The organism is Akkermansiaceae bacterium, from assembly GCA_024233115.1.
Lineage (GTDB): Bacteria > Verrucomicrobiota > Verrucomicrobiia > Verrucomicrobiales > Akkermansiaceae > Oceaniferula.
In genome coordinates this window covers 1-14,612 of sequence record JACKQB010000011.1, presented here as the reverse complement: position 1 = coordinate 14,612, position 14,612 = coordinate 1, and the positions used below count along the sequence as shown (strand labels likewise).

9 protein-coding genes are annotated in these 14,612 nt (G+C 57.7%); 1 reads left to right on the top strand and 8 read right to left on the bottom strand.

Annotated features, from left to right (window positions below; all coding sequences use genetic code 11):
• Positions 1-37: 37 nt before the first annotated feature.
• From H7A51_19905 to H7A51_19890, 4 genes are all read right to left on the bottom strand, one after another.
• On the bottom strand, positions 38-676 hold the full coding sequence (locus tag H7A51_19905) for a PEP-CTERM sorting domain-containing protein (protein ID MCP5538481.1): 639 nt from the start codon (positions 674-676) through the stop codon (positions 38-40).
• Positions 677-895: 219 nt separating this feature from the next.
• Positions 896-1,645: a hypothetical protein gene (locus tag H7A51_19900; GenBank protein MCP5538480.1), complete on the bottom strand. Its 750-nt coding sequence runs from the start codon at positions 1,643-1,645 to the stop codon at positions 896-898.
• A gap of 2 nt (positions 1,646-1,647) precedes the next feature.
• Entirely contained in the window at positions 1,648-5,298 is a 3,651-nt protein-coding gene (locus H7A51_19895) for a hypothetical protein (GenBank protein ID MCP5538479.1), read from the bottom strand.
• A gap of 232 nt (positions 5,299-5,530) precedes the next feature.
• Complete coding sequence (locus H7A51_19890; protein MCP5538478.1) at positions 5,531-6,190, bottom strand: PEP-CTERM sorting domain-containing protein; 660 nt, start codon at positions 6,188-6,190, stop codon at positions 5,531-5,533.
• Positions 6,191-6,432: 242 nt separating this feature from the next.
• Here H7A51_19890 and H7A51_19885 point away from each other — a divergent pair, with 242 nt between their 5' ends.
• A complete protein-coding gene (locus H7A51_19885) occupies positions 6,433-7,227 on the top strand; it encodes a glycoside hydrolase family 16 protein (protein MCP5538477.1) in 795 nt (264 codons plus the stop codon).
• A gap of 43 nt (positions 7,228-7,270) precedes the next feature.
• On the opposite strand, the gene H7A51_19880 is transcribed toward H7A51_19885, so the two are convergent.
• The 4 genes from H7A51_19880 to H7A51_19865 form a co-directional block, all read right to left on the bottom strand.
• A complete protein-coding gene (locus H7A51_19880) occupies positions 7,271-10,192 on the bottom strand; it encodes a discoidin domain-containing protein (GenBank protein MCP5538476.1) in 2,922 nt (973 codons plus the stop codon).
• A gap of 170 nt (positions 10,193-10,362) precedes the next feature.
• Positions 10,363-10,749 carry a PEP-CTERM sorting domain-containing protein gene (locus tag H7A51_19875; GenBank protein MCP5538475.1) on the bottom strand — a complete coding sequence of 129 codons (387 nt, stop codon included), beginning with the start codon at positions 10,747-10,749 and terminating at the stop codon, positions 10,363-10,365.
• 579 nt (positions 10,750-11,328) lie between these two features.
• Positions 11,329-12,120, bottom strand: a complete 792-nt coding sequence (locus H7A51_19870; protein ID MCP5538474.1) for a PEP-CTERM sorting domain-containing protein — start codon at positions 12,118-12,120, stop codon at positions 11,329-11,331.
• Positions 12,121-12,295: 175 nt separating this feature from the next.
• Positions 12,296-14,323, bottom strand: a complete 2,028-nt coding sequence (locus tag H7A51_19865) for an exo-alpha-sialidase (GenBank protein ID MCP5538473.1) — start codon at positions 14,321-14,323, stop codon at positions 12,296-12,298.
• Between the last annotated feature and the right edge of the window lie 289 nt (positions 14,324-14,612).

Genomic DNA, 14,612 nt, shown 5'->3' with positions numbered 1-14,612 from the left:
GGCTTGGGATGAATGATCTTCATTTTTTACCGCGCAATTACTTGCGACGGCGCAGGATCAGCGCAAGCCCGCCGAGACCGAGCAGGGCTGCGGAGGATGGCTCGGGCACTGCCGTAAAAGTAAACTCGGGCAGGAAGGAGCCTTCCCATGAGTTGATGGCATTGTTCTTATAGGTTCCCGATCCTGCGGGCACGGATCCGTTTGGAGACATGGACAAGCTGCTTGAAACAGAGCGCGCCTGATAGCTGGCCAGCGCATCATCATCCAGGTCTGCATTAACCGTCGCGGCGTTCACGAAAAGATACTGGTAAGTGTTTGCCGAAACAACGGACACGCCGGAGAAATTAAACGTCGCGGATGTGGCGTTGCCTAGTGTCTGGGCATCGGAGAGACCCACAAAATCACCGATATCAGAGTCACCGACATAGGTGTATACCGCGATTTTCATCGAACTGTAGGTACCGCTCGCAGGACGCCCGGTAAGCTCGATGGACGCGATGTCAAAATTCGTCGGCACCGATGGCGTGACGGTGACAACACTGGAACTCAGGTTGACGGCAAAGCCAAAATAGCCGTTGCCGAAATTATTTGCCGCATTGACGTTCACTGCTGTCGTTGCGGCATTCGCTGCGAGTGTCATTGCAGCAAGGGCTGCGAGTGTGTATTTTGTTCTCATGTTTGTGTTTGATGGTTGTTCTCAGTCTGATGGTTGTTCTCAGTCTGAGGGGCACCTTACAGGCTGCCTGCCCCTCCGGCAACCTTCACGCACTGGTTTTTTTTGCATGCCAGTTGGCGACCCGCATGGCCCGGCAACACCAATGTGGGGTGGTACCGGCGCGACGGAATCCCCTTCCCCCGAAACCGCTTGTTTGCGGCAAGAGGGTGATTGGCCACGTCACTCGCTGCGCGATTCGTTGGACATGGGAAAAAGCGTCAGTCCCTTGATGGAGGGGCGTTTGTATTCTTCGTTCCAATAGACGATGCAGACTTCTATCCGTGTCGAGCGCAGACGCCAGGTCGAGGACATCAGCGGGCGCCAACCCTTTTTGCCGTCGTCGTAGGTCTCCACCATGATGGCTATCGGGCTGTTCCGCCCCTTGGTGACTTCCTTGGGTCGGAAAATAACGGGTTTCCCCAAGGGCAGATCGAGCTGCTCTCCGTCCAGCTTTACAACGGCCCTGCCTTTGGTCATGTTGAGGAAATACACCGAGCCTCCCTTTAATTTGCTGTCGTCAATGAGCAGCAGAGCGTACTTCGTTCCGTCGGGCTTTTCCGGTCGGGCAACAAGCAAGGCGGTGGCCCGGTTCACATTCTCCGGCAACTTCCCCAGCGCCAGCGGGTTGACCGGTTTCTCCGGGTCCCCCGAGTCAAGCCCCAGCCGGATCACGCCGTCCGCCGGGACGGCATGGAGCTCACCCGGTGAACGCGTGCTCAACGCCACGTCCTGAAGCCCGCTCCTGCCCAGCAGCTTGAGGGTTTCGGGCGTGCCCTCGGCTATCCCGGTGCATACAAAGCGCACCTGTTTTTTCACCTCCTTCTTTGCATCCCCCCCTGTTTCCGGTGTTTGGGAAAATCCGCTGCCCGGCAGTGCGGCGACGGCGAGGATCAGGAAACGGCGCGTGTTGACGAGCGGGAATTTATACATTGTTAGATTTCGTTAGGTGACAACCAGCGGAACGAGATAATCTTGAGGTGGCGTCCGAAGCGTTGGTTCACAAGCGTCAACGGGCTTGCTCCGGTGGCGTTCCCTTGCGCATCCAGCGCGATGGCGGGCACGGTGGGGTCATTGGCAGGGTCCACGTAAGCGGTCGTCCGCTGGACGGTCGCCTCACAATAGGCGCGCGCCAGCACCTTGCCGTTGCTGTCCGTGGCCTCGCCGTAGGCACGGATTCTGAAGGAATCGTCGCGGACCGTCAATGCGTTCCCCAGCGGCTTGAGGATGTCCGACTGCACGACGTAACCGGGAGCGCCGGTGAACAGGGAGCCTTTCCCCGCCTCCGGGAAGGGATAGAGGTCGGCCACCGCAGCGTCAACCATGTCCTTGCTGCCCTTGTAACGGTAGTTGATCGATTGCGGGTCGGGCGCCTGGTCATCGTAGTCGATGGCGGCCTGCAGTGCCCCGCGCGCGCCCAGCGCATCATTGGAAAGCCTGCGATTGATGAAGTCCGACATATTGAGGAACGGCCCGCGTTTTTTCACCTGCTGCACACATTGCCCGGCCAGTTTGCGCAGTTGGCCGTCATCAAGAAAACGCACACCGGTCCAACTGTAGAGGCCGTTCACCAGGGCGCCGTCCCGTGGGTCCGGCGACTCCGACGCCGCCGTCTCGGTATTGTAGCGGGTCACCACGGCCATGCCCTCGGGAACCGGGATTTTCTCCAGTCGACCGCCGCTGTCCCGATACGCGGCCTCGCGCTCCCGCAGTCCGGTAAACAGGGCATACCATGCATCCACCGAGGTGGAGTTGACGTTGAACGCCCCCCTGTTGACCAGATACACCGCCGAGCGCAGGTAGCCGTCCTCCTTTTCCAAATCCGCGATCACATCCGCGCCCGGGGTCTCGACGACAGGCACAAAATTCTCATTAGGCAGCGGCTCCCTCTTGTTGAACACAGCGTCCAACAAATCCGGCAGCGACTCCGCGGCATTGTCCGACGGACGCTGCGCATCAGCCAGTGAAGAGCTATACCACGAATCCCACAAGCCGTCGTTGACCAGAAGCTGGTGGTCCCAGAAGTCCGAGAAAGCAAAGCTGTCCTCGGGCGCGCCCCCACCCCTGATCTGCGAGTCCGGGTTGTGTTTGGAAATATCGTGGTATTGGTAAATCTGGTCGCCGGGTATCATCGGCACGGCGAAGGAGTTGCCGACGCCCACCCCCGGCACCCCGCTTTTGCAGGCGGTTACCTTGTGCCACCATGCGGTGTTCACATTCTTTGTTCCCCACTGCTGCCGGGAGACCGCGGTGCTCCACCCCGGCTGCAAACGCAGGCCGGAGAACCCCGCGAGCGACTGGACCGGGGCGGTTGGTATCTCGTAGGTTGCAATTGCTGAAATAGGAGCCTCCAGGGTGCTGCCCAGGTAGCCGTTCTTGCCGTTCGGATGGTGGCCTATCAGTTGACTGAGTTCAGCACTGCCGCTGACGGTCTGGAAATGCATCCGGTAAGCGCTGTTCATCCGCTGCAGCTCGAGCAGGTCCTTGTCCTGGTAACTCGCGAGCATCTGCTCGGCATCGATGCCGGGCGCCGCCTGGGACCAGGTTTTGTTGCGCCAGTCCTTCCTCCAGTCAATGGTGTCGTAAACCAGTTTCTCCGATGTCTTGAGCACCGGCCCCATCACCGCGATGGGAACGGGCCCCTCGTCCGCGAACTCCCACTGGGCGCGGGCGCTGACAGAGAAATCCGGGGAAATGGAGACGTAGTCCTGCCGGCTCCGCTCGGCCTGTAGATTCCCGGGGTCGGGTTTGGGTGTTGTCGCGAACCAGTCGATGGTCAGCCCCGTGGATGAACGGTTGCCACCGTAATTGGCAAGCACACAGAACGCCCCCGGGTTGCCCCCCCACCACTGGGCATTGGCACCGTCCCAATAGGGCTGAAGCTGGAGAGCCAGCTCCGGCTGCTCGTCCCGGGTCACCGCCGAGAGCACTTTAAGACGGGCTGAACCAGCCGCCTCGGGATCGAACCCCGGCTGGAAGGCCTGCGCATTCGCCGCCCCCCATTGAATCCCCCCGTCCAGACGCGTTTTGAATGAAAACATCATGAACTCGCCGGACCCAAGCGTCACATGGCTGGATCCGCCTGATGTCTGGAACGGCGATTCAAAGTCGAAGCCAAACCCGCGGTCGAGTCCATAGTCCGCCCCCACCCAGTAGTTCCAATGTGCAAATGTGGTGAACGGCTGGCTTGAACCGTTGATTCTCTTGTACGTCTTGAACCGGACCGGCATGATCTTGTAAGGCAGGGTGTGAATCGTGAACTCCTCATCGATTTCAAGGGGCACGTTGTAGGGGTTCCACAGCTGCACCACCGGCGAGTAGGTCAGGTAGCAGTCGTAGGTGTCCGCACCCTGGTCGTTCTTGCCGACCCTGGCAGTTTGCAGGTTGTAGATGGAGTAAAATTTCGAGATGACCGGCATCCTGCGATAGAAGCCCTCCGGCTCCGCAGGTGAGATTTTCTCACCGTAAGCCTGGGTTTTGGCAGACGGCACCGCTCCCGCCCAGTTGCTTGTGTCCTTGTACTGCCGCGCAAAGGCGTGCATCTGCTCAAAACTGGTGAACCCGCGCTCGGGGATCTTCGGGTTATACGCCAGTAAATCAGCCGACAGCGGACGCGGACTGAAGGCCGTCGTTGCGCTGCGGGTCAGCTCCGGCGGCAGCGTCGGCCGGTTGAAGAGCAGGCTCAGGTCCTTTTTAAGCCCCCCCCACCTGACGTCGGTCATCAGACCCACCCCGTGGGCGGTGAAATCATGCAGACCCTCGCCGATCACAGCGCGGTCCGCCCCCGCGACCGGCAGTTCACCGGTCGATATCAGTCTAGCCGCCGTGCGCCCGTCACGGGCAACAAGCGAAAGACCGTCCATGCCGGACAGGTCTGTGGCGGTGCCGTTGCCATGGGCCAACTCGGCCACGGCGGCCGCAGCCGGCGTGTGCGCGGTGTTCCGGGTGATGTCCGCCTTCTGGTTTTCACCACCCACCCACCACGCCATGCGACCGGACACCTTGCCCTGTGCTTGCAGGGTGAGCAGACCGGCCCTGACATGGTCCAGGGAATCGATGACGCTGCCCTCTCCCACCAGTTCGACCGAAGCCGCGTCGTCAAGGGTGCCCGTTTTTGCAAAAGCCAGGGAGCCGGCCTGTGCGGCATCGAGGGAAACGAGCCACTTGCGGAACATCGGAGGGCGACTGGGTGCATAGGTGTCCGCGATGGCAAGCGAACTGCCGTCAGGGGCTTCCGCCCGGGCATTCAGCCAGGCACCCCACGATTGCCAAACGCCTAACAAATGCGGATGCTTCACGCCATCCGTAGCGGGCGTGGCGTCATTGGAGTCCAAAATAGAGGCGCTCGCGCTGATCCGGGTGTCCGGCCCCAGTGAGCCCTGAATGTCGCCAATCGCCAGCATCAGAGCCATACGGGCATTCGCCCGGGCTTCCGCCACGGCGTCACCTTGGCGCACGTTGCGCATTTCAATCGCACTCAGGCTAAGCATCGCCAGAGCAATCATGACCAGCAGAACCATCACCGAAATGGTTGCTATCAGGGCAAAACCCTGGACCCGCTTCGAGGTGTTGTTAGATTTTGTCATCTGTTTCAACGATTCATTGTGAAGCTTACGCTAGATTCTGTGTATTTACAGTTCAAATTCATATTTATAAACTGCCCGCCGGACGTGTCCCGTCGTTTAGGACGCATGACGGATGAGCATGCAGGTGAAAAGCGAGCCATGCCGCCGTCGGGTTGCGTGCATGGACAGGAAAAACGGCCACCCCTCTCGGGATGACCGGGGCTTGGAAAGCTTGAAATCTACTGGCACGGATCTACCTCCGGCGGCGCAGGATTAAAGCGAGTCCGCCGAGTCCGAGCAGGGCTGCGGAGGATGGCTCGGGGACGGGGGTGACCGAAAGAGTGACATCGTCCACGGCGGGGAAGTTGCCATCACCGACAGTGCGCCTAAATTGCACGGCAAGGGATTGACCAATGAGAGCATCACCCGAACCAACCGTCTTGGATGCACTGAACATCTGGAATGCACCGTTGACCGTGACGTTGCCGGTGCCGTCGGTCGCAAAGGGAGTAAATGTGGTTCCATTGATATCGCCAAGGCTCCAGACGATGACGCGGTCAGTGGTGCCGCTGTTCCTTGCCCAAAATGTCAACTCGATCACATCCCCCAAAGCGATGGTGTGGCCGGTGTCATTCGTGGGGTTGGATGCAAGGCTGGTGGTCCCGCCGTAAGTGCCTGTTCTTTTCAGGGTTCCGTAAAGAGACGTGGTGCTGGTGGCAACGCCGTTGTTTGTCCAGTTGACCCCATCGTTGTATGTGGAACCTGTTCGTGTTTCAAATCCGCCGTTGCGGACGGCGGCATCGTGAACGCCGTTTGCCAGACCGTCATTGTAGTCAATGAGAATGGTCGTTGCTGCGGCAGATGTTGCCACTGTGGCGGCGGCCACGAGGAGTGCTGAAATTGTCTTTTTCATTGGTTGGTTGTTTCGTATGATAATCAGGCAGGCCGGACTTGGTGGAGTCATCCCACCGATCGAAGCGAATAATACCACGTTGCCGTCCCCATGCGAATACTCAGCAGTGGTTTCAATCTCAAACCAGCATGATGGTCTCGTTTCCGCCTGATATGGCAAACATCGGCTCTAACTGGTAGACAAGGTATCACCGCTTGCTCATGTTCTCACCAAGTCACTGCCGTTCAGTTACCGTATCCACCATGACCCAATCATCATTAGTCATTCTTACCACTCTTTGTGTCCTCCTGTGCCTGTCCAACCGTTCCGAAGCATTGCCCCATGCGGATATCGATGGCTGGAAACTGGTCTGGCGCGACGAGTTCAACGGCAGGAAAATTGACATCACCAAATGGTCACCCTGCGATCGTGGTGGATCGGACTGGAACAACACCATGACGAAGGATGCGAAAGTCTTCGGCATTGGCCATGGCCGGTTAAAGCTCCGGGGCATCGTCAACCGGAACCGATCAAAAGACAAATCCCCATTCCTAACAGGAGGAGTGACATCCAAAGGCAAGTTCGCTTTTAAACATGGCAAAATCGTGATCCGGGCACGCTTCGACAGTGCCAAGGGGGCGTGGCCGGCGCTCTGGCTGCTCGGTGAAAAGGGAGGGTGGCCGGGCAATGGCGAGATCGACCTGATGGAGCACCTGAACCACGACAACAAAGTCTACCAAACGGTTCACTCGGCCTACACCAAGAAACCCGGCGGCAAAAACCCCGCCACCTCGAAGACCACCGCCATCAAGCAGAACGATTTCAACACCTACGGCATTGAGTGGGATGAGCACAAGCTGGTGTTCACCGTCAACGGGGAGAAGACATTGACCTATCCCCGCATTGCCGCGAAGGGTGATGAACAATGGCCCTACAAACAGCCGTTCTACATCATCATGTCCATGCAGATCGGCGGGAGCTGGGTGGGACCGGCAGATCCCAAGCAATACCCAGCCGCCATGGAGATCGACTGGGTGAGGGTCTATGAACGGAAATAGTCCTGATTCTTAATAAAGGCTTCACATCAACGGGAGAGGTCAGCTAATGATCGTGTTTGTTATCGATGGTCGTTACCATGGTTGCCACTTTTTCGAATCTTTTGGCGATGATTTCGATTTTTCCTTTGCCTTGCTCCCCTTTTTTTGACCTGACGATGATCTGGGCGAGGCCGTTGAAGGCGGTGATTTCGGCCCTGGTGGGATCGGCGGGTTTCATCGTGGTGTGATCGGTGGGGTCACCATTGCCGATGGCGGCAATTTCGATCGGTCCGCTGACCCGGACATGCACCGGCAGGCGGGTGCGAGGGACTTCGCGTCCCCTGGCATCGAGCACGCGGATGGTGAGGTAGGAAAGATCCCGCCCGTCCGCCGCAATCTCGGCACGGTCCGCGGTGAGTTCCAACTTCTTGGCCGCTCCGGTGGTTTCCTTGGTGGCCTTCGCCCAGGGTTTGCCGTTTTTGCTGACCACGACCTCCAGTTTGCCGGATGCATATTTCACATCGTCCCAGGTCAGGCGGTAGTGGTGCGGCTTGCCTTTTTGACGCTTGCCAAGCGACCTGCCGTTGAGGAAGAGTTCCGCCTCGTCGCCGCTGGTATAAACATGCACGGGTGTCACCTTGCCCCGGCGCTCCGGCCAGTTCCAGTGCGGCAGGATGTGGGCCATCGGCAGCTCCGGACGCCAGCGCGCCTGGTAGAGGTAGAAGCGGTCCTTTTTAAATCCACAGAGGTCGAGAATACCGAAGTAGGAGCTGCGTGACGGCGCGCGGTTGCCGAGCTTTTTGAGCTGCTCCATGTATTTTTTCCGTTCCTCCGGGTTCTGAAAATTGAGGGCGTTCGACTGGTCCTGGTTGTACGGAGTGGGCTCGCCGATGTAGTCGAATCCCGTCCAGACGTATTCGCCGGCGAAACGCGGATACTTGTCCAGCATTTCAAACTGGAGGTCGGGCCGGTTCGCCCAGCCGGGGGCGTAGAGGTCATAGGAACTGACCTGGAACCGGTAGAACCCCTTGCCCTTGTCCCAACTGACCGGGAAAAAGTATTCGCCGCGCGTACTGACGGTGGAGGAGGTCTCCGAGGCATAGACAGCCATGTTAGAGAGGACCCTGTCCACCTGTTCGTAGGAGTGCAGGTGGTAGTTCACGCCGTAGGCGTCCACGGTTTTTGCAAATCCGTTGGTCGCGGCACCGGGGGCGTTAGAGCCCGCGGTGACGGGGCGGGTTTTGTCATACCGCTTGATCAGCCTCGTCAGTGTGGACGACACCCAGTGGTGGTCGGGGCTGCCCAGCTCAGGGATTTCATTCCCGGTGCTCCAGGCGATGATGCTCGGGTGGTTGCGGTCGCGCAGGATGAAGTTGCGCACGTCCTTTTCATGCCACTTGTCCCAGTCGATGTTGTAGCCGTTGACCTTGCCGTATTTCTGGAGTTTCCAGATGTCGAACAGCTCATCGATGACGAGAACGCCCATCTTGTCGCAGAGGTCTAGGAACTCGGGTGCGGGTGGGTTGTGGGCAGTGCGGATGGAGTTGCAGCCCATTTCCTGAAGCAGCTCAATCTGGCGCTGCATGCCCCGGGTATTGACGGCGGCGCCGAGCGGTCCGAGGTCGTGGTGGTTGCATACCCCCTTGAGCGTGACTCTTTTCCCATTCAATAAAAATCCATTTTGCGGGTGCCACTCGATGGTGCGGATGCCAAAGCGGGTGAGGTCCTGGTCGATGACCTTCCCCTCCTCCATCACGCTGGTGCGCAGTACGTAACGATGCGGTGTCTTGATATCCCAGCGTTTCGGGTCTTCAACAGTTAGAGTCGCCTTGCTGACATCCTCCGCGGCGAGTTCTTTGCTGGCGACGACTTTTTCCCCGTCGAGGATTTCGTAGCGCAGCGTATGCCCGGCGCGGTTTTCCAGGGTGGTTTCCACGGTCACGGTGCCTTTTTCACCGGTGATTTCAGGAGTGGTGACGTAGGTGCCCCAGTGGGCGATGTGGGTCTTGGGCGCATCCACGATCCAGACGTGGCGATAGATGCCGGCGCCGGGATACCAGCGCGTGGAGACCGGTTTGTTTTCCAGTCTAACAGCGATGGTGTTCTTGCCGCCGAACTTGAGGTGCGGCGTGGCGTCGATGCGGAAGGAGTTGTAGCCGTAGGCCCACTCACCGGCGAAGGTGCCGTTGATGTACACCCTGGCGTGGGACATGGCGCCGTCGAAGTCGATGTAGATATTGCGCCCGGCGGCTGCGGCGGGGACGTCAAACGTTTTCCGGTACCAGCCGATGCCCTCCCAGGGAAGTTTGCCGGTTTCGTTTTCAATCTCCATGCTGAACGGCCCCTCGATCGCCCAGTCGTGGGGAAGGTCCAGTGAACGCCACCTGGAGTCATCAAAGGCAACCTGATCCGGGCTGGCCGGGGCGTCGGAGTCGGCAGGCGACTGCGGCTTGACGGGTTTGTCGTTGGAGTCCAGCGCAATCAGCTCGCGCACACTGGCCCATGCGCCGCCACTGCCGTCCATCTGCAGCTTGATGTAGCGGGCGGTGGTCGGGAACTTGAGCCTCTGGGTCTCGCTGCCCTGCCGCTGTTTCCTGACAACCGGCTTCCATGCGGCTCCATCACGGGAGACGGCGATGGCGAAGGTGTTTTTGGTGGCCTTTTCCCAGATGACGCCGACCCCGGAGAGTTTGACCTCGCGGCCAAGGTCAAGGCGCAGCCATTGGCTCGCGGACTCATCGGAGGCACACCAGCGGGTGTCGGGGTCGCCGTCAATGGCATTGGCCGCCGGGTTTCCAAGCTGCGTGCTGGATGCGCTGATCAGGCTGGGTTTCGCACCCGGCTCGGGCAGCACAGTGCCGTCCGCCATCTTGCCGAAGCGGGCGAATTTCCAGTCGCCGTCAAATGACGTGCGACTGGTAATCTGCGCCGACAACAGCGAGGTGAGCGAGGCGGCGGCGCATGCGCTTATGATGATTTTTTTCATGTTGGACTGTTTAATGCGACGGCTGTTATTTTTACATCAGGCAGTGTGACTGACCTACATAAAAACCGGCCACCCCCGCGAAGGGGTGGCCGGGGCTTGGTGGTTTGGACTTTTTTGGGGAGCGTCGTGCCGACGCCCCTTACCATCGACGGCGAAGGAACGTGCGCCTCCTAGCCTCTCCGGCGGCGGAGGATCAGGGTAAGTCCACCAAGGCCGAGAAGGGCTGCGGAGGATGGCTCGGGGACGCTGGTCACGGTGAAGTTATCCATGAGCCAGTTGCTGCCAGCGTCAGTGTTTGCCACGTTTGCCCTGCCGCGGACCTCAGTCAGGTTGCCGACCAGCTCGGTGGAAGTCGTGCTTCCTTCCAAGGCGCCATCTTTGTAGAATGAAATCGTGGTAGTTCCTGCGGTCTGCTCCTGAAACCCAATACGCATCGTGGTCCATGTATCGGCAGTGAGTGTGAAGGGGATTGTATAATTATCCAAAGCCGATGAGCTCTTGGTCCCGCCAGGAGTAAGCGCATCGTTATAGAGTTTGAAACCACCTGTGTTTCCCATCTTTTCGAACTTAAGGGCGTAACCGCCCACCGCGAAGGAGAAAAGATCCGCCCAGTTCGCGCTGCTCTGGCGAAAGTCTAGCTCAATGGTGAACCCGTCGGAGGTATTCGCACCGATGCCGGCGTTGTCTTGGATTCTGAAGGTGCCGCCGTGCGGACTGTGAGAATAGGCGCTGCTGTCTTTGGTGGAGGCATTGTAGTTTTATTGTATCCACCTGTGGTTGCGACAGGAGTCGTGCCGCTTCCGCTGTTGCTGAATGCAATTCCGCCGGCACCTCCCGGTCCCAAGGTATTGAAGTCCAATACATACAAGGTGGCTGCAGAGACGCTTCCTGAGAAAGCGACCGACAGTGCGAGACAGGTGATTACCAGTGCGGCAATCGAAAAGGCCGCGTAACAGTTTTTTAGTTTCATAGTCGTGTGTTTCGGTTGAGTTTTTCGGTTGAGTTGGTGCCCATCGACGAAGTCGTTTCGCCTATGCGCGGAACACGCTGACGCGATCCTTCCCCAGTGCAAATGCCCAGCAGTGGTTTTAACCACCAACCAGTATGACCTGCGGCGGCGAAGGAGCGTGCGCCTCCTAGCCTTTCCGGCGGCGGAGGATCAGGGCAAGTCCGCCGAGTCCGAGAAGGGCTGCGGAGGTTGGCTCGGGAACAGGGGCGAAGGCACCTTCGTCAATACGTATGTAATCAACATCCCACTCACCTGCGATAGAACCGGAGTAATCACCGATAAAGGTGTTGTTATCAAAAGCAGTGCCATTCGTCCCGGCGATGGGTGTGGAAAGATCTGCGTTGAGAAGCGTGCCGTTAATCCAGTAGTAATAAGCGTTATCCGCGGCATCGTGTGCAATACGAACGGTTTGGAATCCACTCGTGAAATCAGATCCAACTAAATAATCGGATCCACCCGTGAGACGGATACGGTCGTCCAAAACCGTTAGTGCACTTGAGTTACTCTCCCCCAAATTTGCAGTGGCAATAGCAAACCAACCGTTGGTACCTTGGGTTCCGGATCTCTTTCTGAATCTAACCTCCAAGGTCCAGTCAGATGCGGAACCTCCTGACACGACCTCACGCCAGATACTACCTTCTCCACCGAGGTTGAAATCCCCGCGCCATAAGTTCTCGGTAGGAGAAGCGGTTTGATTGGAGGATGCAAGTCCGCCGGCGTAGTCTTGGGGAATGATTTGGCCGCCAGCAGCTGTCGGGAACCAGTCAACGCCGCCGCCCCCATTCTGATCCTGCGTGGATGCGTCAACGTTCATCTCGTAGAGGTAGTCAAACGTGGATGAATCAGCCGTTAGGGATATGGCAGCATTGGACATGAGTGTTGTTGCAGCCAGTGCTGCGATTATGTATTTCATTTTCATGATTGTATTAGTGGTGTTGGTTTTTCTTGCAAGAAGATCGGCTCAGAGTATTGGTCTGCTTTCCGTCCTCAAAGAGGACAATCGCTTCAACAACGGCAGATTAAACGGCATCTTGCGTCTCGGGCAACCGAAGTTGCGTGGTTTTATTTCAAGACCACTTCACCCTGGCAATGGCTCATTTGAGCAGGCCAGCGATCTTGAAACGCAGGTAGTAGATCTCGGTGGGACCTTCGTAATACACGCCGATATGATCCTTTCCCACAGGTGTCAGGCAGGAATAACCGCTGCAGCTGCGGGAGTCGTAGAGGGTGTGGTATTGTTCCGGCCAGCTCATGCCCTCATCCCTGGATACCTTGATGGTCATGTTGTGGCGCCCCCGTTGGGTATTGGGATTGGAAAAAAAGAACAAGGTTCCGTGTTTTTGATGATCCACCCTGAGCAGGCTCGCCATGCAGACGGGATCCTGCAGCGCTTTACGATCCGTAGGATGCATGGTCCATGTTTTGCCAAGATCCTTGGTCACGCCGACGGTGCGGTATCCGCCCCGGTTATCCCGGCAGTTGAGCATCAGTGACCCATCGGACAGCTCAACGACCTGCGCCTCGGTGGTATTCCCCTTGATTCCGGTGCCGAGATGCCATGTCTTGCCGTGATCCTTGCTCCACATGATGGTGGAAAAAGGGTAAGCGCGTTTTTTGCCGTTGGGGTGCTTGCTTTCATCCTGATACTGTGCGGCAAAGACAAGCGTGCCGTCCTTCATCGTGATGCCAGCGCCCGGGCCGTGCAAAACAAAGTGCCAGTCAGGGTTGGTCTTAACCTGTGAGGTGATGTTGATCGGCTTCGACCACGTAAGGCCGTCGTCATCGGAGTAAACGAGCATCACCTGCCCCGTTTCTTCCGGCTTCATCCCCTGCCCTGAGCCGTGCCACGACCGGTTTCCATGGCTCCATGTGGCTCCCACCCATATCCGGTTGTTCGACTTATCGACCAGGATCGCGGGATCGCCAATACCATCGTAGTTCCACTTCGGATCGTTACCCATGTCCATGATGATTTTCATCTTTTCCCATGTCTGGCCACCATCGGTGCTGCGGCTCATGCCGACGTCGATGTCACCCGGAAGATCACCGCCTGACCGGTAGCGCACGTCGTACACACCGATCAACGTGCCTTTGTTCGTGGTTGCCAATCCCGGGATGCGGAATGCCTTCGAGCCGTCGTCGCCCTGTTGCCTAACGGCATAACCAATGCGCTGGGCCCCCTCGGGTGATTCAATTTCCGGAACGAGTGTTTTTTTACCGCCCAATGCCACCCTGCGCACCGAGGCGTCAACCTGATGGTCCAAACTCGCGCTGTCGTGTAGCTCGACACAGACCCAGAAGTAGTTTTCTCCGGGCAGCAACTTCGCATTCCCTCTAAAAACAAATGTGTCCGCAGTATTTCCGGATACAGTCTGCTCAGTGGCATATACCTTCCCCACCCCGGGTTTAAGCAAAGAATCACCGTGGATGATCTGGATCGACTTCACGTCCTTCACCCGGGTGGTGCCCGCCAGGTCAATCTCGATGGCGGTGACGGATTGCTGTTTCAGCTGCCCCTGGGTGGTCATTTTCAAGGCCACCACGGGGTTTGTTTTCTTCCGGATTAATACCGGCAGAACCGGTTGCACGGTCGTCACCCCTTCAATCCGCATGGGTTTGGCCGCCGCAATGGACACCTCGTCGATGAGCACGCCACTGTCCTCGGGAGTTGTGGAACCAAATCGCACTTCGCCGGTGCCAGGAGGTAGGCTGGTCTTCACATGGGTCGGGAAGTTTTTTGTCTTCACTTCATTTGCACCGTTATAGACTTCCCTCCATCCTTTGTGCGTGCGCGCCTCGACAGTGAACTCGAATGGTCCGCGGGCAGTCCATCGTTCCGCCCAGAATGTTAGCATCGATGGCCCTTGCGTGGGCTCCGGCAGTGCCAGGCTGAGTCGTTTCTTTTTTCCACCGGTAAGGCGCAAGCAAAGCGTTCCCGATTTTGCATTCCCCCTGTGGATTTCACTATTTCCCCGGGCCGCCGACCATACACCAAGGGCTGTTTTGCATCGCGTAAGCTCCCCCTCCTTGAACTTTTCAAAGCTTTCCACCGACTCCGCTGATAGACCCAGCGGTGACAAGAGAATAATCGCGGAGATGAATTGCAGGATCAATGGTTGCATGGATGTAACTCTTACGAAAAGTAATGTTTGATCTGATCATCAAACGACTGGTCTAAAATCCAGACCACACATTAACTATGGAGAGGTATCATCATTAAGAACTTGCATGAAGCTTTTTTTATCTTCCCCAATCACAGGCACAGTATCAAACTACACTATACATATCAACTTCTCTTACTGGCTCACGTAAGGCTCCGCAATCCCGCCGGTTCCCGTGTCATAATACATTGCCAGGACGGGCTTTGTCCTGACGCCCGGGGTGAGGCGATTCTCAGTCCGGGGCATTTAC